The sequence below is a fragment of the Novosphingobium sp. 11B genome (assembly GCF_054589055.1).
Genome location: NZ_BAAILP010000064.1, coordinates 4979 through 26918 on the forward strand (window position 1 = coordinate 4979; position 21940 = coordinate 26918).

At 65.9% G+C, this 21940-nt stretch carries 20 protein-coding genes and 1 riboswitch; of the genes, 8 read left to right on the plus strand and 12 right to left on the minus strand.

The genetic code is table 11. The features are described 5' to 3' along the window. From ACYPYD_RS05720 to ACYPYD_RS05730, 3 genes are all read right to left on the minus strand, one after another. A partial coding sequence (locus tag ACYPYD_RS05720; protein ID WP_459662419.1) for an aromatic ring-hydroxylating oxygenase subunit alpha occupies positions 1–1255 on the minus strand: 1255 nt, incomplete at its 3' end. After that, complete coding sequence (locus tag ACYPYD_RS05725; protein WP_008830392.1) at positions 1255–2016, minus strand: SDR family NAD(P)-dependent oxidoreductase; 762 nt, start codon at positions 2014–2016, stop codon at positions 1255–1257. The genes ACYPYD_RS05725 and ACYPYD_RS05720, both read right to left, overlap by 1 nt. 130 nt (positions 2017–2146) lie before the next feature. Then, complete coding sequence (locus ACYPYD_RS05730; RefSeq protein WP_459662420.1) at positions 2147–3781, minus strand: class I adenylate-forming enzyme family protein; 1635 nt, start codon at positions 3779–3781, stop codon at positions 2147–2149. A 272-nt stretch (positions 3782–4053) separates the two neighbouring features. Between ACYPYD_RS05730 and ACYPYD_RS05735 the strand changes: the two genes are divergently transcribed. From ACYPYD_RS05735 to ACYPYD_RS05745, 3 genes are all read left to right on the plus strand, one after another. Then, entirely contained in the window at positions 4054–4740 is a 687-nt protein-coding gene (locus tag ACYPYD_RS05735) for a TetR/AcrR family transcriptional regulator (RefSeq protein ID WP_459662421.1), read from the plus strand. 106 nt (positions 4741–4846) lie between these two features. Next, the gene (locus ACYPYD_RS05740) at positions 4847–5767 is read left to right on the plus strand and encodes an SDR family oxidoreductase (RefSeq protein ID WP_459662422.1); all 921 of its coding nucleotides are present in this window, start codon (positions 4847–4849) and stop codon (positions 5765–5767) included. Between the two features lie 138 nt (positions 5768–5905). Further along, complete coding sequence (locus ACYPYD_RS05745; protein WP_008830388.1) at positions 5906–6664, plus strand: SDR family oxidoreductase; 759 nt, start codon at positions 5906–5908, stop codon at positions 6662–6664. Positions 6665–6668: 4 nt separating this feature from the next. Here the strand turns inward: ACYPYD_RS05745 and ACYPYD_RS05750 are convergent, their stop codons facing one another. The 3 genes from ACYPYD_RS05750 to ACYPYD_RS05760 form a co-directional block, all read right to left on the minus strand. After that, positions 6669–7166 (minus strand): methylated-DNA--[protein]-cysteine S-methyltransferase, encoded by a 498-nt coding sequence (locus ACYPYD_RS05750; RefSeq protein ID WP_211151719.1) that lies wholly within the window; start codon positions 7164–7166, stop codon positions 6669–6671. 71 nt (positions 7167–7237) lie between these two features. Then, positions 7238–8584: an aromatic ring-hydroxylating oxygenase subunit alpha gene (locus ACYPYD_RS05755; protein WP_211151720.1), complete on the minus strand. Its 1347-nt coding sequence runs from the start codon at positions 8582–8584 to the stop codon at positions 7238–7240. After that, entirely contained in the window at positions 8581–9936 is a 1356-nt protein-coding gene (locus tag ACYPYD_RS05760; RefSeq protein ID WP_459662423.1) for an aromatic ring-hydroxylating oxygenase subunit alpha, read from the minus strand. Before ACYPYD_RS05760 ends, ACYPYD_RS05755 begins: the two co-directional genes overlap by 4 nt. Before the next feature lie 168 nt (positions 9937–10104). Here ACYPYD_RS05760 and ACYPYD_RS05765 point away from each other — a divergent pair, with 168 nt between their 5' ends. The 5 genes from ACYPYD_RS05765 (at position 10105) to ACYPYD_RS05785 (ending at position 14105) form a co-directional block, all read left to right on the plus strand. Then, positions 10105–10638 carry a VOC family protein gene (locus ACYPYD_RS05765; RefSeq protein WP_459662426.1) on the plus strand — a complete coding sequence of 178 codons (534 nt, stop codon included), beginning with the start codon at positions 10105–10107 and terminating at the stop codon, positions 10636–10638. 119 nt (positions 10639–10757) lie between these two features. Then, on the plus strand, positions 10758–11423 hold the full coding sequence (locus ACYPYD_RS05770; protein ID WP_459662444.1) for a murein L,D-transpeptidase catalytic domain family protein: 666 nt from the start codon (positions 10758–10760) through the stop codon (positions 11421–11423). Between the two features lie 57 nt (positions 11424–11480). Beyond that, positions 11481–12071 carry a hypothetical protein gene (locus ACYPYD_RS05775; RefSeq protein WP_459662428.1) on the plus strand — a complete coding sequence of 197 codons (591 nt, stop codon included), beginning with the start codon at positions 11481–11483 and terminating at the stop codon, positions 12069–12071. 4 nt (positions 12072–12075) lie between these two features. Continuing rightward, a complete protein-coding gene (locus ACYPYD_RS05780) occupies positions 12076–12702 on the plus strand; it encodes a glutathione S-transferase (protein WP_008830744.1) in 627 nt (208 codons plus the stop codon). A gap of 68 nt (positions 12703–12770) precedes the next feature. After that, positions 12771–14105 (plus strand): dicarboxylate/amino acid:cation symporter, encoded by a 1335-nt coding sequence (locus ACYPYD_RS05785; RefSeq protein ID WP_459662429.1) that lies wholly within the window; start codon positions 12771–12773, stop codon positions 14103–14105. Positions 14106–14173: 68 nt separating this feature from the next. Here the strand turns inward: ACYPYD_RS05785 and pnuC are convergent, their stop codons facing one another. The 6 genes from pnuC to ACYPYD_RS05815 all read right to left on the minus strand — a co-directional run. Then, complete coding sequence (gene pnuC / locus ACYPYD_RS05790; protein WP_459662430.1) at positions 14174–14749, minus strand: nicotinamide riboside transporter PnuC; 576 nt, start codon at positions 14747–14749, stop codon at positions 14174–14176. Further along, entirely contained in the window at positions 14749–15840 is a 1092-nt protein-coding gene (locus ACYPYD_RS05795) for a phosphotransferase enzyme family protein (protein ID WP_459662431.1), read from the minus strand. Before ACYPYD_RS05795 ends, pnuC begins: the two co-directional genes overlap by 1 nt. Positions 15841–15883: 43 nt before the next feature. Beyond that, entirely contained in the window at positions 15884–18181 is a 2298-nt protein-coding gene (locus tag ACYPYD_RS05800) for a TonB-dependent receptor (RefSeq protein ID WP_459662432.1), read from the minus strand. 32 nt (positions 18182–18213) lie between these two features. Further along, positions 18214–18323, minus strand: a riboswitch (TPP riboswitch). A gap of 53 nt (positions 18324–18376) precedes the next feature. Then, complete coding sequence (locus ACYPYD_RS05805) at positions 18377–19138, minus strand: GntR family transcriptional regulator (RefSeq protein ID WP_008830749.1); 762 nt, start codon at positions 19136–19138, stop codon at positions 18377–18379. Between the two features lie 105 nt (positions 19139–19243). Continuing rightward, positions 19244–20974 (minus strand): N-acetylglucosamine-specific PTS transporter subunit IIBC, encoded by a 1731-nt coding sequence (gene nagE, locus ACYPYD_RS05810; RefSeq protein ID WP_459662433.1) that lies wholly within the window; start codon positions 20972–20974, stop codon positions 19244–19246. Continuing rightward, positions 20971–21940: putative PEP-binding protein (locus ACYPYD_RS05815; protein ID WP_459662434.1), on the minus strand; the 970-nt coding region annotated here is incomplete at its 5' end. The genes nagE and ACYPYD_RS05815, both read right to left, overlap by 4 nt.

The window sequence follows — 21940 nt, forward strand, 5'->3', positions numbered from 1 at the left end:
CCGACTGCATGCCCGTCTGCACCGTCGGCAGGTTGAAGGCATCCTGATCGAGCACCTGACCGATGGTCTTGTCGCCGTGTTTGAAGCGCTGATGGCGGACCCGCTCCGGCCATTCCTCACCCTCGGGGACGAGGCCGAACATCCAGATGTCGTAGTACATCTTGTTCGGGTCGGTGGCGTGCGGGCGCTGACGGAACAGCATGACGTCGTCCGCGTGGACGTTCACCGACACGTTCGGGAAGATCGTGTAGTGGTAGTCGTCGGTCAGTTGCTCGTCATTGAGTTCGGAATAGTCCTTGCCCTGCGCCGCGCCATGCTCGCGCTTGAACAGTTGCACGTCGCGGCGGATGTCGGAGACGCGGCCTTCGTATTCTGCCGGGTCCATCCCCGCATGCACCATAATCTCGTGGATCGCGGGCGGGATCTGGCTCGGCATCGCCACACGCGGGGATATCGCCGCGAAGGGGATCAGGTAGCGGTTGTGCTTGCCGTAGCAGTCGATCTGGACGTTGACGTCGTCGAGATACCACTTGAGCTGCGGGTGGATGCCCTGGACGTGGTAAGTCTCGCTGAAGGCATCGACCGAAGTTTTCCAGTTGCAGTCCCACTCGACGGTGATGTCGCGCATCCACGCCATCCGCTCGGGATGATAGGGTTCGAGGTGGCGCTTCAGCGGATCGATGAAGTCGTCGAACGGCTCGACCTTCGGATCGAGCGAGAACCATACGAAGCTGTTCCACTCGATGCAGGGCAGCGGCGTCAGCTTCATGCCGTCCGGGCCGCCCTGCACGAAGGTGCACAAGTCCGGGATATGCTCGAGCTTGCCGTCGAGGCCGTAAGTCCAGTGGTGATACATGCACTGGAACTTCTCGGCATTGCCGCGCCCCTCGGGACGCAGGCGGTTGCCGCGATGGAGGCACAGGTTCGGGAAGGCGCGGATCGAGCCGTCGGCCTGACGCACGATCAGCACGGATTCCTTGCCGATATCAGTGCAGATATAGTCGCCCGGTTCCTTCAGGTCGTCGGAGCGGCCGCCGAGCAGCCACACCTTGGTCCAGACCCGCTCCCACTCCAGCTTCATGAAATCGGGCGAGTAGTAGCGCGCGGCCGGGATTATGTCGGTGCCCAGCTCCGGATCGGGCGCACGCTCCGTCGGGGTGCCGTTGCCCACGGACTCGGGATCGACGCGAAACACGTCGACGACGCGCTTGACGTCCATCGACGCCCGGTCCCAGCCCATGACATGCGGCTTCATCAGAAGTGCGTCCTGTTGGTGAAGCCCCCGTCGACGACGAGGTGCGACCCGTTGCACCAGCTGGCAGCGTCGCTGGCGAGGAAGGCGATGGCCTTGGCCACTTCCTCCGGTCGGCCGAGGCGGCCCGAAGGCTGCTGGCGAAGCTGGGAAGCGTAGAACTTCTCCATCGTGCCCTTGATCATGTCCCAGTTGCCGCCCTCGAACTCGATCGGACCAGGGGAGACGACGTTGACGCGGATGCCGTTCTTGCCGTGCCACAGCGCCAGCTGCTTGCCCCAGGTGACGAGGCTGGCCTTCATCGCGTTGTAGGCCTGCGGACCGCCCATCGCCTCGCCCACCGAAGTCGAGCCGAGCAGGACGATTGCGCCGCGCTGCTGCTCGGTCATCTTTTCGATCACGCCCTCGACCGCGCGAACCACGCCCATCACGTCGGTCTCGAAGGCGTTGTACCAGTACTTCTCGCTGCCCATGCCGCCGCCGGCCGAGGTGAACGGCACGAGGATATCGACGCCGTCGAGCGCCTCGATCGCCCAGTCGATCCAGGCCTTGTATTCCTCGGGCTGCTTGGCGTTGACGGCCTTGCCGACGACTTTGGTGCCGTACTTCGAAAGGTTGGCGACGGCGTCCTTGACGCTGTCCTCGCTGCGCGCGGTGAGTGCGATGTCGCAGCCCTCGCGCGCCAGGACTTCGGCCACAGAGTAGCCGATGCCGCGCGCCGCGCCGACGAGGATCGCCTTCTTGCCCGCCAGTCCCAGATCCATTCGCTTCTTCCTTGTTCCGTATGGCCGCGGAGTCGGAGTGCGGCCTTGAAGTCTTGAGAGGACTGTAAGCCCCTCGCCCCGGACGATGCAATAAAAAAGACAATCACGACTGCCTTTTTTATTTTCGGTTTCAAACCGCCTGCAACTCCGCGATCAGCCCTTCGCGCAGGCGGAACTTCTGGATCTTGGAGGTCGACATCGGCCACTCCGCGACGAAGCGCACATGACGCGGGATCTTGAAGCTGGCGATGCGGCCCTTGCAGTGGTCGATCAGTTGCTGCTCGCTGGCGCTCTCGCCCTCGGCGAGTTCGACGAAGGCGGCAGGGACTTCGGAGTAGCGGTCGTCCGGCAGGCTGACGACCTGCGCCAGCTTCACCGCCGGATGAGTCTGCAGCATGGCCTCGATCTCCGCCGCCGCGACGTTCTCGCCGCCGACCTTGAGCATGTCCTTGGTACGGCCATGGAACATGACGTTGCCGTCCGCGTCGATCGAGCCGATGTCGCCGGAGAAGAACCAGCCGCCCCGGATGGCCTCGGCGGTCTTTTCGGGGGCGTTGTAGTAGCCCTTGAGGATGTTCGGGCCGCCCAGCACGATCTCGCCCTGCTCTCCCGGCCCGCAATCCTCGCCGGTTTCGGGATCGACGATGCGCACCTTCCACTCGTCTAGCGGCACCCCGCAGCGGCCGGTGCGCACGTCGTAGCTGTCGGAAAGACGGCTGGTGGAGACGGTGCCCGCGCCTTCCGTCAGCCCGTACGTGCCGACCTGGATGGTGTGCGGCATGGCCTCGGCCACCGCCAGTTTGATCCATTCGGGCTGGACCGCAAAGTTGGAGTTCATCACCCGCAGCTTCGACAGGTCGGTATCCTTGAAGGTCGGGTGGGTGATGAGGTCCTGCATGATCGTGACGAAGCTGGGATAGGCGATCGTCGCGCCCTCCTTGCCCAGCATCGCCAGCCCTACCCCGGCATCGAAGCGCGGGATCGTCATGTAGACGCCGCCAAGGTCGAGGATCATCGTCATCGGCAGGATGCCGGCGATGTGGAAGATCGGCAGCGGCGACCAGACCTTGTCCTCGCCGGTGCATTCGTAGCGCACACCGAGATTGCGGCTGTTCGCCACTTGCGCGCGGTGGCTGATCATCGCGCCCTTGGGATTGGCCGTGGTGCCCGAAGTATAGAGGATCATCGCCGTATCCTGCGGCGAGACGGCGTCGATCCGCGCATCCACTTCGGCCTCGGGCGTCTCCAGCCCCGCCCCCAGCGCCGCGCGGGCGGAAACAAGGTAAGGCGCGCACCGGTCGTCCAGGCACACGATGCTGCGCAGGCGGGGCGCCTCGGGCAAGGCAAGCGCCCAGGGATCCTCCGCCTGCGTCAGCGAGGGCAGCGCCGCTTCGAGACGTGCGCTGAAATCGAGACCGTCGGCGACTTTGCCGATGGTGATGATCGTCACGAGATCGGCGTCGGCGGCGACGAAGCCCAGTTCGCTCGCCTGATACCGCGCGTTGACCGGCACCGCGACTGCGCCCGTCATGGTGATGCCATAGAACGCGGTGATGAAGTCCACGCAAGTCGGAAGCAGCAGGCCGACGTTGTCGCCGGGCTTCACGCCCATCGCCACTAACGCCCGCGCCCAGCTGCGCGCCGCCTCGTTCAGTTCGGTGTACGTCAGCCGCCGGTCCGGCAGTACGATCGCATCGCGGTCCCCGAACTTGCCTGCCGAGGATCGCACCATCTCGCCCATAGTCAGGATCGGCCTATCGCCCATTCCCGCTCTCCCATGTCCTGTGCTCTTATCAGATCGCGCGGCAAAGCGCCCGATCATGCGAACTGTGTTTGACGCCAGCTTATCAAGCGGCGGGAAAAATACAATCAGTCATGTCTGTTTTGTTTACAGGTGTGGCAAGGTGATGCCAGCGGGGCGATATCCGCAGGAATGGCCGCGATCCGGGGCCTTCGGGTGCTTGCCTAACGGGCGGTCCAGAGCGTAAGCGGATTGAATCCGCAATCACTGCCGACAGCATTTTCCAGGCGAATCACATGGCCCTTTCGCGCACGCGCACCACCCGCACTGCAAAGCCCGCCGCTCCCAAGGCGTCTCCCACAAAGAATGGCGGCACGACTCTGCAGGCGACCAAGGCGGCACAGACGCGCGCGCGGCTGATCGACGCGACGGTGCGCTGCCTCGTCAAGCACGGCTACGCCAACACCACGACGCCGCGCGTGGCCGAGGAGGCGGGCCTGTCTCGCGGAGCGATGATGCACCACTTCGAGAACGGCGCCGCGCTCATCAAGGCGACCATCATCGAACTGCACGAGAAGCGCCTGCGCGCTTTCCGCCGCGCCGCCGAGAAGCCGGAGGAGCACGACGTCGATACGCTGGTGGAAGTCTACTGGGCGCAGGTCCAGAAACCCGCGTTCATCGCCTTCCACGAACTTGCCGTGGCGGCGCGCACCGACAAGGACCTCGGCGCGATCCTCTTCCCGCTGCAGGAGGAATTCCGCGAACGCTTCAACGCGCAGGCTGATGCCCTTTTCCCCGAATGGCGCGATGCTCCGGCCCAGTTCGACATGGCCATGAACCTGTCCCAGACGATCCTCGAAGGCATGGCCATCGCGGTGCAGACCGGCGCGATGGACAAGGCCAAGGTCCCGGCCATGCTGACCCATCTTGAGAACCAGATCCGCGCGCTGATGCCGTGGCACAAGGGCGTCGCCGTCTCGTAAAAACAATCTTGTTTGTCTTTTTGATCGCCCGCCGCTACCGTGGTGGCGGGCAGAGGATCAACGCGGCGCAAGTCGGCCTCTGTCCCGATTCGTGAGGACAAGAGATTTGAACGCGCCCAGCAACTACACCGCGAAAGTGTTCCGCCCCGAAGACGATGGCCCGGACCGTCCGGCGCGCGGCCTCGACGAAGAGGCGCTGCGCGCGCAGTCCACGATCTACCGTGACGACATGCTCGCCGGGCAGACGGTGCTGATTACGGGCGCGGGCAGCGGCATGGGCAAGGCGGCGGCGTTCCTGGCAGCGAAGCTGGGCGCCAACGTAGCCATCTGCGGGCGCGACCTGGAAAAGCTGCAGACCACCGTGGACCTTGTGCGCGAGGAGGTCGGCAGCGAAGTCCTCGCCGTATCGACCAACATCCGCGATCCCGAAGGCGTCGAGGCGCTGATCGGCACCGTCCACGATCACTTCGGCGGGCTCGATACGCTGGTCAACAACGCGGGCGGGCAGTTCCCACAGGACGCCATAGACTTCACCCGCAAGGGCTGGCTGGCGGTGATCGACACCAACCTCAACGGGACCTGGTGGATGATGCAGGAAGCCGCCAAGCGCTGGCGCGAGGACGGCAAGCCGGGCAACATCGTCAACATCGTCGCCAACGTCGAGCGCGGCATGCCGCAGGCGGCGCACACCTGTGCGGCGCGTGCGGGGGTGATCTACCTCTCCAAGACGCTTGCCACCGAGTGGTCGCAGTGGAACATCCGCGTCAACTGCATCGGCCCCGGCGTGATCGAGACCGAGGGCTTCCGCATGTACCCGGAGGAAGCGCTCGCCCGCTTCCACAAGGCCAACCCGATGCGGATGCGCGGCAACGCCTGGGACGTGGCCGAGGCGATCGCCTACCTGGCCTCCCCGGCGGCGCGGTTCATCAATGGCGACCTCATCATCATGGACGGCGGGCAGGCCCAGTGGGGCGTTATCTGGCCCGCCGGGATGCCGGAATATTTCAGCGAGGACGGGGCGGCGTAGCCCTGCTCCCTCTTCCCGTCATCCCCGCGAAGGCGGGGACCCAACTGATGAGCGTGCAACAGGCACCGTCAGGAGATGGGTTCCCGCCTTCACGGGAATGACTGCTCTGTTTTTAGAAAACAACGGATGGAGAGAGACATGGGCCGGGTTGAAGGCAAAGTCGCGCTGGTCACCGGCGGCGGCTCGGGGCTGGGAGCGGCGGACTGCGAGGCGCTCGCCCGTGAAGGCGCCACCGTGGTCGTCACCGACGTGAAGCTGGAGACCGCGCTCGCCGTAGCCGACCGCATCGGTGGCGGCGCGCTGGCGATGGCGCTCGACGTGGCGGACGAAGGGCAGTGGATCGCCGTCATGCAGGAGATCGAGGCGCGCTTCGGCAGACTCGACGTGCTGGTGAACAACGCAGGCGTGGTGCTCAGCGCCGACGTCGAGGATACCACGCTCGAACAGTTCCGCTGGGTCAGCGCGATCATGACCGACGGCGTGTTCCTGGGCTGTAAGCATGCGATTCCGCTGATGAACAAGGGGAGCGGCGGCTCCATCGTCAACATGAGTTCGACCGGCGCCCTGCTCGGCTATCCGATCTTCTTCGCTTATTCCGCCGCCAAGGGCGCGGTGCGGGCGATGACCAAGTCGGTCGCGGTGATGTGCCAGGAAAAGGGCTACAAGATCCGCTGCAACTCGGTGCATCCCGGCGCGATCGAGACGCCGATGGTGCAGACCGCCGAAGGCCGCCTCGACAAGCCGAAGGAAATCCCGGACGGCGTCCTGCCTCCCGGCACGCCGGGCCATCCCAAGGACGTGGCGGCGCTGGTGCTGTTTCTCGCCTCGGACGAATCCCGCTTCATCACCGGCGCGGAGCTTGTCATCGACAACGGCGTGACGATCAGGCCGTTCTGACCGGTCAGAGCAGGAGCGGCTGCCCTTCCTCCATCGCCAGCAGCCAGGCTTTCGCCTCGATGCCGCCAGCGAAACCGGTGAGGTTGCCGCTCTTGCCGATTACCCGGTGGCACGGCGCGATGATCGAGATGGGGTTGCGCCCGTTCGCCGCGCCGACCGCGCGGCTTGCACCCGGAGTGCCGAACCCGCGCGCGATCTCGCCGTAGCTTCGCGTTTCGCCGAAGGGAATTTCCAGCAACGCGGCCCAGACCTTGCGCTGGAACTCCGTGCCCCGGAAATCCAGCGGCAGATCGAACACGCGCCGACCGTCCGCGAAGTATTCGCGCAGCTGTGTCTGCGTGGCCGCCAGAACCGGATGCTCCTCATCGATCAGCGGCCCGAGGGGAACCCGGTCCGGCCGATCATTCTCCCACAGCACCGCGACCAGCCCGGCGTCGCCGGCCACCAGCGTGAGTTCGCCCACCGGCGACGGCATCATGCGGCGATAGAGAGGCTGTTCCATCCGCGCCTCCTTGCCGCCGCCGCGCCGGGTGTCAATCCGTCAGAGGATCATAACCGGAACATTTGTACTATCTAACCTTTCAGCCAACGGTCCAGTTCGACGTGGAAGTGCCTTAGCCGGGCTTCCTGCTCGCCCCAGAGCGGGCCACGGAATCCCCGCGAACGCGCGCCCGCCTGAACGATCGGCAGCAGGTCGGAGTCCTGATCCAGAACCTCGCCCATACCCGGCGGTTCGCCGAGCCCGGTATGGACCACCTCGGGCCGCGTCGCGCCCGTCACGTCGACCTCCGCGCCCAGCCCCATCCAGCCCGGCGCGCCGTAGCCAGGGGCATCGACGTGGCGATAGAGGATGGTGGTTTCGTAGGTGAACTGCTCCGGATCGCTGGCGTGCGGCTTGAAGCGATGGAGGAACACCGCCTCGGGGTGGCAGCCGATCTGGGTATTGGGAAATATCCCGAAGATCGTCGCATCGGTCAGCTGCGCATCGGAGAAGTGCGAGTAGTCCAGCCCGATCCGCGCCGCCCGATCCCGCTTGGCATGGGCCACCGCGGAGCGGCTTTCCATGGCGGTGCCGGTGAAGCTGTCCGGATCGACGCCCGCGTCGGCCAGCAGCATGGCGATGCCGGGATTGATCCTCTCCTGATCCGGGAAGTGCGAGTTGGGCTGGGCCATCGGCACGAACTGGCGAGAGAGGCCGTGCGGGAAGAGGTCGATGTGCGTGCGGTCGTCAATCACCCCCATCGTCTGCGGATGGATCGCGTGAAGGTGATAGCTCTCGTAGAAAGCGTCGATTCCGCCCTTCCAGTTCGCCGCCCAGTCCGACCGGCGATGCTGGACGACGTGCATCCGGTCCATGCCGTAAGTCTCCAGCATCGGCAGGATCGGTGCGAGGAACTCGGCCAGCGGCCGCGCGCCTTCGTCCATGTTGATGAACACGAGGCCCGCCGCTTCCTCCGCGCGAACCGAGGTCAGGTCGGTGCCATGGCAGAGCACTTCGGGGCGGAAGGTCTCGGCGTCGGTCACCTTCTGGTTGTGCCCGTCGATCCCGTAACGCCACGAGTGAAACGGACAGGTGAAGCTGTCCTGGCTGCCCATCTCTCCGGTGACGAGGCGGCTGCCCCGGTGCGGGCACACGTTGTAGTGCGCCGCTACCGAGCCGTCCGCCTGCCGCACGACGATGAAACTCTCCGGTCCGGTATCGAACTTCACCCAGTCGCCGGGCTCGGGAATATCGCTGGACGGCGCGGCGAGCAGCCAGGTGCGGGCGAAGACCTCGTCCAGCTCGCGGGCGAAGAATTCGGGCGAGGTGTAGCGCGCGGGATCAGGCCGTGCAGTGCCGTTGTCGATCGCCGGGGCGGGCTGGTCGAACGGGTGATCGGAGCCCTTGTGGACGGTCCAGCTGCGCGGATCGTAGTTCATGCGCCTGCCTCCATCCGGCGGTCGAGTTCGGCGTGGAAGTGGCGCAGGCGGCCTTCCTGCTCGCTCCACAGCGGTCCCCGGAAACCGCGCGAGCGGGCGCCCGCCTGCACGATGGGCAGGAGGTCGGAGTCCTGGTCCAGCACTTCGCCCAGCCCCGGCGGCTCGCCGAGGCCGGTGTGGACGATCTCGGGCCGAGTGGCGCCGGAAAGGTCGGTGTCCTCGCCCAACCCCATCCATGCCGGAGCGCTGTAACCGGGCGCATCGACATGGCGGTAGAGAATGCAGGTGTCGTACGTGAACTGGTTCGGATCGCTGGCATGCGGGAGGAAACGGTGGAGGAAGATAGCCTCCGGATGGCAGCCGATCTGGGCATTGGGGAACAGACCATAGACCACGGAATCGCTGAGCTGGCTGTCGCTGAACCGCTCATAGCCGAGCCCGAGGTCTGCGGATCGGCGGCGCTTGGCCTGCTGTACCGCGCGGCGAGTTTCGGCGGCCGTGCCGTCGTACGTCTCGGGATCGATCCCGGCGTCGCGCAGCATCGACTGGATGCCGGGGTTCACCGTCTCCTGATCGCCGTAGCGCGCGGCGGGCTGCGCGAAGGGCACGAACTGGCGCGATAGACCGCCGGGCCAGAGGTCGATCTGGGTGCGGTCGTCCATCAGGCACTGCGTCTGCGGGTGGACGGCATGGAGGTGGTAGATCTCGGCGAAGGCATCCACCCCGCCCTTCCAGTTCGCGCCCCAGTCCGAGCGGCGGTGCTGCACCACGTACATCCGGTCGATGTCGTAGAGTTCCAGATGCGGCAGGATCGGCGCCAGCCATTGCTTCAGCGGCTCGACCTGCGGGTCCATGCAGATGAACACCAGCCCCACCGCCACCTCGCAGCGTACCGAAGTGAGATTGCGGTCGTGGCAAAGCACTTCGGGCCGGAACGTCTCCGGATCGGTGACCGCGACGTTACGGCCCTCGAGGTCGAACTTCCACGAATGGAACGGGCAGGTGAAGCGGTCGAGCGAGCCGAAGTCCGACGTCACGAGGCGGCTGCCGCGATGCGGACAGACGTTGTAGTGCGCATAGATCGCGCCGTCGTCGCCGCGCACGACGATGAAACTCTCGGGACCGACATCGAAAGTGAAGAAGTCCCCCGACTCCGGAATGTCGGATGCAGGCCCGGCCAGCAGCCAGCTCCTGGCGAAGACCTTCTCCCACTCCTCGCGCATGAAGGCGCGGTCGTGGTAGCGGCGCGGGTCGGGCCGCTCGGTGCCGTTGTCGATCGCGGGCGAGACGCGCGCGTTGAACGGATGCGGCGTGCCGACATGGATGTTCCAGTCGTCGAAATCGAGCTTCATCATGGTCATCCCTCTCCTCTGGGATCCACCGGGCGGCCGTCTCTCATGTCCGACTCACCCTCGGGGTGGACATTCAGTAGAAAACAGTCATGAATGTTTTTCAAGAAGGATCGCGACCACCCGTGCCGACCGGACGCGGGAACGCGGCATAGCGGGAGAGTGACCGAGATGAGCCGCATCTATGGCAGGATTTTCCAGATCGCCTACGTCGTCCCAGACCTCGACGAAGCGGTCGAGCACTGGACGAAATCGATGGGAGTCGGACCGTTCTACGACTTCCCGATTCCCCTTCCCTTCGAGGAACTTTCCGTCGCCGACAGCCCGGCGCCGCTGGACGAACCGATCTTCGGAGGCGTCTCGATCAGCTACAGCGGCGACACGATGATCGAACTGATCCAGCCCGGCGCGGCGCCGTCCACCTACCGCGATTTCCTGGAAAGCGGCAAAAGCGGCGTGCATCACTACGGCACCTGGATCGATGACTACGAGGCCACGCTGGCACAGGCACGGGCGGACGGCGTGCCCGTGCTGCTGGAAGGCCGGTTGCCGCTGTCGCGCTTCGCCTATCTCGATACCGCGCGCAACGGCCTCAGCCCTCTGATCGAGGTAATCGCACCGCTGCCGCCGATGGTCGAGTTGTTTGCCATGATCAAGGACGCGGCGGCAGCCTGGGACGGCAGCGATCCGCGCCGCTCGATCTGAAAAGCCCTTGCGAAAATGCCCCAACGCATATCCGTAACGGATATGGTCCGATTTGAAGTTTCCTCGATAAACCCCATATCGGGCTCATGACGGAAGAATCCTCCCGATTGAGCAGGCGTATGCTCATGGCCGGAAGCGCGGCCGTTGGAATCGGCGCGCTGGCGCAGTCCACCTCGAGATCGCTCGGGCCGTTGGCGCCGCCAGCGCCCGTGCGTATTCCGGCACCGCCGAAGCTGGTCGAAGCGCGTCCCGCCGCTCCGCGTTCGGCATTCTCCACCGTCGATCCCAAGCTGCTGCGCAAGGCGCTCGCCTCGCTCGATCGGCATTCGAAGCTGATCAAGGCCCATGATCGTATCGCGATAGTCGATTTCGACGCGCCATCTTCCGAGATGCGCATGCATTTTCTCGACGTTATCGATGGCAAGGCCTCGAAGCTGCTGGTCGCTCACGGCTCGGGTTCCGACCCGCACCATACCGGCTTTGCCGAGCGGTTTTCGAACGCCTTCGGCTCCAATGCGTCGAGCGAGGGCGCCTTTCTCACCGACGACTATTACGTCGGCAAGCATGGCCGTTCGCAGCGCCTGATCGGGCTCGATACGACCAACAACAATGCGCTGGACCGCGCGGTCGTGGTCCATAGCGCGTGGTATGCGAATGACGACATGATCCGCGCGCACGGCAAGCTCGGGCGCAGCCAGGGCTGTTTCGCGGTGGGTGAGAACAAGCTCGACGATGTCTTCCGGTTTCTCGGCAAGGGACGGATGATCTACGCCGGACGGGCTTGAGCCGGGCGGCTTGACTGGCCTATGGGCCAAGCCCCGTCCTCTCCTGCCGAGAATGCCATGCCTCCCGTGAAAGACCTCGCCCAACTTGGCCAGCGCGTCGCCGCCACCCATGGCTGGGCCACCGCCAAGGCATTCAAGGCTTACGCATGGACCGAGGCCGACCAAGCGCGCATCGCGGCAACGGCCGCCGACCTGCTCAAGGTCTTCCCGATGCAGGCCGGTTCGGGAATGCTGCTGAGCACGGCACTTGCGGTGCAACTCGAACGCCGTCTTGACGCACCCGTCGTCCTGGTAGCCGGTACGCTGAGCATCGACGGCATGCCGGTTCAGGGCGACCGCCGGCCTTTCGATGGCCCGCAAATCTTCGGAGAAGTCGGGGGTGAGCCCGCATGGAACGGCCATTTGTGGATCATGGTCGGCGCCCATGTCGTAGATGTCGCCATCTTCGGGCTCGCGCGCTCTGCCGACTGCCGCCCCGAACTCGCCCGCCATGTCCATTCGGTGTTCGGGCCGGACAAGGGCCTCTACGCCGACGAGTGGCGCCGATCGCGGCGCGTCGGTCTCGAATACGAGCCGCAATATGTGCTGAGCCCGGAAGACGTCGATCGACTGATGACCGCCGCCTATCGCCTCATGTCCGGCGACTGACGCAGTGCCCGCTCCGATCCTCTACAGCTTCCGCCGCTGCCCTTATGCCATGCGGGCGAGGCTCGCGGTGATCGTGAGCGAGACGCGCTGCGAACTGCGGGAAGTCAAGCTCTCCGCCAAGCCAGAGGCGATGCTCGCAATATCGCCGAAAGGCACGGTTCCGGTGATGGTCGTGCCGGAGGGCGAAGTCATCGACCAGAGCATCGACATCATGCGCCGGGTGCTGGGCGCAAACGATCCCGAAGGCTGGCTTGAGCGCGACGATCCCGCGCTCATCGCCGTCAACGACGGACCGTTCAAGCACGACCTCGACCGCTACAAGTACCCCGAGCGTCACGGCGGAGACCCCTTGCGGCACCGCGCCGGGGGCCTCGATTTCCTGCGCGAACTGGATGTTCGGCTCGATCGTACCGCAAACCTCTCTGGCGCATCGCGCGGACTGGCCGACGCAGCGGTCATGCCTTTCGTCCGACAGTTCGCAGCGGTCGATGCGGACTGGTTCGCCGAAAATGCCCCGCTCAACGTGCGGGACTGGCTCGCTCGCCATCTCGCATCCCCACTGTTCGAGGCTGCAATGGTTCGCGTACCGCCCTGGACGCCTGAAACCCCGCCGGTGATGTTCCCGGCCTGAGGCAACGTTTGCCGGGTTCGGACTTTGTCTCTCAAAAGGCACGCGACGTCAGGAGACAGACCGAAGGCATGGATCAGGCCAGCGAAACCTCCGACAGCGCGCCCGGTCGCACGCGTCACAAGCGGCTGCAGCTTCGCATCCTCGCAGGCTTCGTGCTCGGGCTCGGCTCGGGGCTGCTGACCTACACGCTTGCGCCCGATGCCGCTTGGATCGCACCCCTCGTCGAATATGTGACGATGCCGATCGGGCAGATTTTCCTGCGCCTGCTGTTCATGCTGGTGCTGCCGCTGCTGTTCTCGGCGCTGGTCATCGGCATTGCCGAGATGGGCGAGATCCGCGCGCTGCGAAAGGTCGGCGTGGCTACGCTGGTCTATACGCTGATCGTCTCGGGGATCGCGGTCGCCATCAGCCTCGCCCTCGTGAACATCCTCAGGCCAGGCGAGGGGGTGGACCGGCAGGCAGCGCAGGAACTGCTTGCCAGGGGTGCGGATTCGGCCGGGAGTATCCTGCAGACTTCCGCGAAATCGACCACCGGCGTCGATGCCGTGCTGGCGCTGGTGCCTTCCAACGTGATCACCGCGATGAGCGAGAACGACATCCTCGCCGTCATGTTCTTCGCGCTGTTCTTCGGCATCGGCCTCCTGCTGGTGCAGAGCCCGCGCACGGAGACGCTCAAGGATGCCATCGAAGGCGTCTTCGAGGTTGCGATGAAACTGATCGGCATCGTCATCCAGCTCGCGCCGATCGCGATCTTCTGCTTCATGTTCAATCTCTCGGCGCAGTTCGGATGGGACCTGCTGGGCAAGCTCGCGGCCTTCGCGGGGGTCGTGCTGCTGGCGCTGGGCCTGCAGATGTTTGGCGTCTACCCCCTGCTCCTCGCCTTCATTGCGCGCAGGAATCCGATCGCCTTCTTCCGCTCGACCCGCGAAGTCAGCCTGTTGGCGTTCTCGACCGCGAGTTCCAACGCCACTCTGCCCACCTCGCTGCGCGTCGCAGACGAGGAACTCCGCCTTCCCAACAAGGTGGCGCGCTTCGTGCTGACGATCGGGGCTACCGCCAACCAGAACGGCACCGCCATGTTCGAGGGCGTGACCGTGCTGTTCCTCGCACAGTTCTTTGGCGTGGACCTGAGCCTGGGGCAGCAGCTTTACGTGATGGTCATCTGCATCCTGGCCGGGATCGGAACTGCGGGCGTTCCTGCAGGATCGCTTCCCGTGGTCGCCCTGATCCTGGGCAGCGTCGGGGTGCCGCCCGAAGGCATCGGCCTCATCATCGGCGTCGATCGCTTCCTCGACATGTGCCGCACGACCCTCAACGTCATCGGCGACCTCGTATGCGCCACCGTGATTTCGGCCGTGAGCGCTCCCGACAGAGCGGCGCCTGTTCGAACGCGGACGACCTAGCTGGGGCCGCAAGTTAGGCTAGAAGGTTTCGCACCTATCTCGAGCCCAAGGCGGTGACGGCGTGCCTATCAGGCTGCGGCTCGCCCTTGCCGTGCCGCCGCTGCCCGCCAGCGCCGGTAGCCGAGCACGGCAAGAGCGACCATCGCGGCGTAGAGCCCCGCCGTCAGCCACAAGTCCTTGAACGCGAACATGCCGACGTAGAGCACGTCCACCGCGATCCACAGCAGCCAGCTGGCCGACTGCCGCCGCGCCGTCCAGTACTGGGCGACGAGGCTGAAGCTGCTCAGCCCCGCGTCCATCCACGGCAAGGCGGCGTCCGTGTAGCGACTGGCGAGCCAGCCTATGGCAGCGGCACCGACCGCCCCGGCGCCGAGACCCGCCGCAGCGCCCAAGGGTGACAGCGGCTTGACGACGATGTCTCCGCTATCCGCCTTGCCCCGTGTCCATGCAGCCCAGCCATAGAGGATGGCCGCGCCGAACAGCGCCTGCAGCACCATGTCGGAATAAAGGCGCACGTCGAGGAAAACCTTGAAATACAAGGCGCAGGCCAACAGGTTGACCGGCCAGCACAGCAACCAACGGCGGGCAGTGAGCCAGATGCCGAGGAAGCTGACGACGACGGCGACGATCTCCAGTATCGACATCAGGCTGCACGCTCCAGCTGGCTCAGGAAATCGCGTCCCGGCGGGGACAGGAACCACTCCGCATGGCCGATGAGATAGTCCTGCCACGCAAGATCGGCCTGACCGCGATCGGCGAGGATTCCTGCGAAATAATCGACTTCCGACAGGGCGAATTCGACATGCACCAGCGGCAGCAGATAGGCGATCGTATGAACATCCGCACCGGTCAGCGGGAGGACCGTCCGGTAGCCCGCGATCAATGCCCGAGCCGCCTGCGGATCGCCCGCATTTCCGCCGATTTCCAGCCAGGGAATGGCCGTTCGCTCGATCGCCGTGGCGAGGTCGTGGATAGCGCAAGTACGGGTCGCCAGACCGAAATCTATAACGGCACTCACATTGCCCCTAACGGACCATAAGAGGTTGGAAGGGTGCCAGTCGTTGTGCGTCCATAGGGTAGGCCGACCCTTGATCCGGTCCACAATTCCCTCGCCCAGCGCATCGAACAGTCGAGCCAGTTCACGGCGCCATGACTTGCCATCGAGGTAGGCGTCGAGAGCCGGCCGTGCTGCCAAATAAGCCTCGGCCGCCGCGAGCGGGTTGGACGAAGGCACGATGGTGAAGCTGGCGACCAGCGGACGATCCTCTCGCGCCTCGGCTGCGAAATCACGCGAAGCCGCATGCAGCCGGGCCAGCGCGACGCCAGCCTCGAAAGCATGATCATGCGAGAGGAAGGGCGTCCACGACTGCCGCTCGCGGTAGAGATCGATGCCCGGCACCCGGCGATGGAGTTCGTACGTCCATTCCCCCTGCGCCACCGCTCCGCCGCCGTCCGACGTCACCATGACATCGGGCACGCTCAGCCCTTTCGCCCGCAGATGTGCCATGAAGGCGTGCTCCTCGCCCAGCGCGGCGGGGGAGCGCACCGCGCGGTGGTGGCGCTTGAGGAACAGCGTTTCCCCGCCCGCTTCCACCAGCGTCGCGGCCGAGAACGGACGAGGGGAATGCCAGCGCAGCGCTTCCAGTCGCCCGACTTTCGGGAAGTGCGCGAGAACGCCTTCCGCCTCGGCCTCCGTTATCGCGGGCCAGACGGGCGCCTCAAGCTCCGTACCCATCCCGTGCACGAGATGGTCCGCCCGAGACACCGCGCCGCTCATGTCAGAACGCGCGCGACAGCGTCGCCACCACCGCCCGGCCGCCGCCGATGTAATAGGCGGGTGCAGAGCCGGAGATCACCGTGCCGCCCCGACCCACCGTGTCCTGCGTGTTGCTGCTGACCGAGTACACGCCCGAAAGCACGCGCGGATTGGTCACGTTTATCGCGTTGACCCGCAAGTCCATGCGCTGCGCATCGATCAGCCCGGCCAGATGCACACCGATCGCTAGGTCGAGCGTCGCATAGCCCTTGATGCTCTCGTCGTTCATGAACGACGAATATTGCCGCCCAACGTACTTGAGCGCGGTGCTGCCGAACAGGCGCCCGTCGTCATAGGTGCTGCCCACGGCAAACTGGAACTCGGGGCTCGAAACCGCGCGCTTGCCCTTCGTCGGCAGATAGTCGCCGCCGATGGCCAGGTCGTCGTCCTGCCGCGTGTGCAGATATTCGCCCGAGGCGTAGATGCTCACGCCCTTGGCCGGGCGATAGTCGATCTCGGCATCGAGGCCGTAGCTGGTCTGACTGCCGCCATTGACCGTAGAATTGACCAGCGCCCCGCCGCTATTGATCACCGTCGCCACCTGCCGGTTGCGGAAGTGATAATGGAACGCGGTCAGCGAGAACGACAGGCTCGGCCCGATATAGCGATAGCCCAGTTCCTCGGAAACCGAGTACTCGTTCTTGAGGTTCGAAGTCCCCTGCTGCACCACCTCGCCGCCGTAGTAGCTGTTGTAGAGCGCGAACTCGTTAGGCGTGCGGAAGTTCGTGGTCACGTTGGCGAACAGCTGCTGCCGCTCGTCCAGCTTGTAGTGCACCGACGCGCGCGGGAGCGCCGCGAAGCTGTCGGTATGCACCTTGTCCTGCGGCCCCGGCAGATGGTTGCGGCCATTGCGCAGCAAATCCACGCCCTTGAAGCCCACATCGACGGTCAGGCGCGGCGTGACGGTCACGCTGTCGGCGACGAAGAAGCCCTTGGTCACCGTGACCGTACGCGCGTTCTCGTAAGCGAGCAGGCGGCCGTCCGCAGTGCGGATAGCCTTGCTCGGATAACCCCACTTGTCGAAGGGTTGCCCGTCCGCACCGATCGAGGTGTAGGTCTGCTGCACGCGGTCCGTGCCGTAGTCGAACCAGAGCCCCGCCGTGATCGTGTGCGCGCCGGCCTCCAGCGTCAGCTTGCTGACGTTGCCGGTCCGCATCTGCTTGCCGGTCCAGTTCCCCATCACCGTGGCGAGGCCGTCCACGGCGCCCGGCAGTTCCACCGGCTGCGTCAGCTCCTCGGTGCCGAGGTAATTGCCGGTCGTGGTCAACTGCGTCCCGTAAGGCGCATTGCCGTAGCCGAACTGGAGATACGTGGTGCTGTCGAGCGTCAGGCCGCTGCCGAAGTTCAGATGCACCGGCGCGGAGGCGTAGAGGTTACGGAACGGCGCGCGGTAAAGGCGCCAGTACCCGGTATCGCCCTCGGTATACTTCGCGCTGTAATTGAAACCGCGACCGTAAGCGCGCCAGTCGGCCAGCGTCGGCGCCGGATAGCCCGTAGTCTCGGCCTCGTTGAACGACAGGGCCAGACTGGCCCGGTTGCCCTCACCCCATTCAGCGAGCAACTTGGCGTCGATATGCTGGCGCTTGTCGAAGCCCGGCCCCCGCCAGTTGTCGGCGCGGTTGTTGGAGTACGACACGAAGGCCTTGAGCCCGGTATTGCCGATCTCGCCAGTATCGAAGCGCGCGAAAACGCGCCGTTCGTCGAACGAACCGACCGACAGGTTGACCAGCCCGCCCATCCGCTCCTTGGGATCGTCCAGCGTCAGCGACAGCAGACCTCCCGCCGCCGCGACGACCGGCGCGTCGATGTCCGCTCCGCCCTGCACGAGCCTGACCTGACGCACGTTCTCGGCATCGGCGAACTGCGAGGGATAGGCGTTGTAATAGCCGATGTCGTTCTGCGGCGCCCCTTCCATCAGCACGCCGATCTGGTCCTGCCCCAGCCCGCGCAGTGTCAGGCTGGAACTGGCCGAGAGCCCGTAAGGGTCGCTCATCGATACATTGGCGCCGGGCAGCAGGTTCACCAGCTGGAAGGCGTTGAACGTCGGTGCCTGCTTGACGATGAACTCGGACGAGATCGCGCTGACCGCCTTGGGTTCGGTCTGGTCGGGCAGCAGGCCCTCGGGGTCGGCATGACCGATGACCTGGATCGGCGAGGCATCGGCCTCGTCAGCCAGCGCCGGAGCCGCCGCGAACGCCGCCGTAAATAGGGCCGGGAATGCCAGCGCCGCGCCACAAAGATACGAAAAATTGCCCGTCATAGTCTCGCGTCCACTCCACTCGGAGGGATAACGGACCTGCCGCCAGCCCTCCCTACGCCGGTGTCAACCGGATCAGGTTCAGCGGGTCGTGGTCTGCTGACCACCTCTCAGCCGCGCATGAGCGGCCCCCCGGGGATGGAGCGCGCCTTAGGCGCTTCGATGCGAAGTGGGAAGCGATATTATTACAGGTTCGGGTCAGTAATCGCCCTGTTCGACGACGAGGTCATAAGCATCGCCCCGGTAGTAACAGTTGGTCGCCTCGACCAGACGGCCATCGGGCAGGAACGCGCGGCGCTCGATGGCAAGGCACGGATCGCCGGCCGAGATACCGAGCATTGCGGCATGTTCCGGGCTGAAACCCACCGAGCGCAGCCGCTGCAGCGCGCGCACCGGCCGGTGACCCTCCGCATCGAGGGCGGCATAGAGCGAATCCCCGACCACCTCGGGCGAGGGCAGCGCCCAGCCCGGGACGACGGCATGTTCGATCGCCATCGTCTCGCCGTCGGCGCAGCGGATGCGGTTGAAGCGCAGGATTCGCGAGCCCGGCGACAGACCGAGCAGCATCGCCTCGTCCGGCGTCACCACGCCTTCGGAGCGGTCGATCCACACGTTGGTCGGCTTTCGGCCGCGCGCGGCCATGTCCTCGGAAAAGGAGGTCATGATGGAGAAGCTCTTTTCCACGCGTTGGCCCTGATCGGATGCGCGCGGCGCGGCGACGAAGGTGCCCGCACCCTGCCGCCGCTCGAGCATGCCTTCGTCCACCAGACCATCGACCGCCTTGCGGACGGTGACGCGCGAGACGCCGTATTCCTCCACCAGTTCGCGCTCGGTCGGCAGGGCCGCCCCCACCGCGATCCGGTGCTTTTCGATAGCGTCACGGATGAGCCGCTGGAGGCGCATGTAGCGGGGGCCGGTCTCGCTGTCGCGAAGCGGGCCGATCTTGTCCACGGCTGCCATAGTTCTCCTCTATGTCCCGGCGATACGCCGGGAAAGGGATCGGGACAACACCAATATCATTAGTATCGCATTGGTATCGAAAATACTTGCCCTGCCGTCCTCGCCTCAGCTCGGCGAGCGCCAGCGCTCCACTGCGGCGGGCTCGAACAGGAGATGCCAGCGCGTGCCCACCAACGCGCCGCACCGCAGCCCATGGCCTGCCAGCGCTTCAAAGTCCGGTTTCGCGGAGGCATCTACGAGAAGACGCCCGTGCGTGGCCCATATCGCCGCGTCGGGTCCGATTGCCTTGCGTACATCCGCAGGCAGTCGGGCAGGATCGAACGCCTCGGTCCCATCCGCCTCGACTTTCGGCGAAGGCGCGGCGGCAGCAGGAGCCCTTGCCCCGCCGTGTGCCGCAGCGCGGATCTCGTCCGCCACCGCGTCCGCGATCGGGCCGAGCACAACCTGCAGGCCATACGCCGAAGGCCGGATGATGCCCTTGGCGCCCAGCGCCCGCAGTTCCGCCTCATCGATTAAGCCCTGCTCCGCAACGACAAGGCGAAGGCGCGTGGTGCATGCCCCGATCTCGCGCAGGTTTTCCATGCCGCCAAGCGCGTCGAGGAAAGCCAGCCCCCGCTCCCCGGCGGGACGCTCGCGCCGCTCGGCCATGCCTGCGACTGCTTCTCGGCCCGGGGTCTTGAGGTCGAAACGCAGGATTACCCAGCGAAACACTCCGTAATAGACCGCGAAGTAGGCCAGGCCGACCGGCAACAGCAGCAGAGGCTTCTGCGCCTTGCCGAAGTTGAGCACGTAATCGAACAGCCCCGCGGAAAACCCGAAGCCGAGATGGACGTCCAGCGCCGACATCAACGCCATCGACACGCCCGTCAGCACCGCATGGACCACGAAGAGCACGGGCGCGAGAAACATGAAACTGAACTCGATCGGCTCGGTCACCCCGGTCAGGAACGAGGTCGCAGCCAGGCTCAGCAGCATGCCTCCGGTCGCCTTGCGCCGCTCCGGCAGGGCCGAGCGGTACATCGCGAGGCAGGCCGCGGGCAGGCCGAACATCATGACCGGGAAGAAGCCCGTCATGAATGCGCCCGCGTCCGGGTCGCCCGCGAAGAAGCGCCGCAGGTCGCCGGTCGTGCCGTGATAATCGCCCAGCACGAACCACGCGACATTGTTGATGATGTGGTGCAGGCCCGTGACCAGCAGCAGGCGGTTGAGCAGGCCGTAAACGAAGAGGCCCCACTCGCCGCTGGCCAGCGCAAGACGGCTTATCCCGTCGATGCCGCTGTTCACGGCGGGGAACGCCGCGCCTACGATCCCGGCGATGACGACACCCACGGTCCCGCTGACGATCGGCACGAAGCGCCGCCCGCCGAAGAACGCCAGATATTCAGGCGCGCGGAAATTATGGAACCGGTTGTACGCGCTCCCCCCGACGATGCCCGAGACGATCCCGATCGGCACCGAGAGGCGCGCGATCTGCGACTGGCTCCAGGCCGCCGTGACGGCCGCCTGCAGGTTCGCAGCCACGCCGGCGGTAACCTCCGGCGGGATCGCCAGCAGCGCCCGCGCGCCCTCGCTGGCGACAAGGAAGCACACGGCTCCCGCCAGCGGCGCGGCGCCATTGCCGTCCCGCGCGAAGCCGGTGGCCACGCCGATCGCGAACAGCAGGCCAAGGTTGGCGAACATGGCATTGCCCGCCGCGCTCACGAACTCCAGCCCCAGCAGGTCCGGCTGGCCCAGGCGCAGCAGCAGCGCCGCTACCGGCAGCACCGCGATCGGCAGCATCAGTGCGCGGCCGAGGCCCTGCAGCCGCTGGCCCAGCGATCTCGTCCAGCCCCTCACAGTCCCACCTCCCTGAGCATTTCAAGCGCCAGCGCGCGAACCTCGGCCGCGCTCGCCGCCTCCAGAGCCGCGCGTGCCAGCGCTGCGCATCCCGCATCCGTCACTGCAGCCAGCGTTGCCTTGATTTCGGCCACCTGCCCCGGCGCGGCGGACAGTTCCCCGACGCCGAGGCCGACCAGCAGCGGCACCGCCAGCGGGTCGGAGGCCAGGCCGCCGCACACCCCGACCCACTTGCCGACGCGGCTCCCGCCGGCGCAAGTCTGAGCGACAAGGCGCAGCACCGCCGGGTCCAGCCCGTCGAGCCCATCCGCAACCGCCGGGTTTCCGCGATCCATGGCTAGCGTATATTGCGTAAGGTCGTTCGTTCCGATCGACAGGAAATCACACTCCGCTGCGAGCAGATCGGCCATGACTGCGGCGGCGGGTGTCTCCACCATCACACCCAGTTGCGGAACAGCGACGCCAAGCCTCTCGGCCTCCGCGATCAGGACCTGGCGGACCGCGCGCAATTCCTCCACGCGGGCGATCATCGGCACCATGATGCGGATATCGCCCGATGAGGCCGCGCGCAGGATGGCCCGCAACTGCGTCGAAAGCACTTCCGGCCGCGCCAGCCCGATACGGATGCCGCGCAGCCCCAGTGCCGGATTTTCCTCCGCAGCGATGGGCAGGTACGGCGCAGGCTTGTCGCCGCCGATGTCGAGCAGGCGCACGATCAGCGGCCGCCCTTCCAGCGCCCTCGCGATCCCGCCGTAGCACGCCGCCTGCTCATCCTCGTCAGGCGCGTCCGCGCGGTCGAGGAACAGGAACTCCGTCCTCAGCAGCCCGCAGCCCTCCGCCCCCTGCGCCAGCGCGGGCGCGACGTCGCCCAGGCTGCCAAGGTTCGCGAAGACCTCGATCCGGGTGCCGTCGGCCGTGGCGCCCTGACGCCCGGCCGCAGCCAATGCCGCGGCCCGGCGAGCCTCG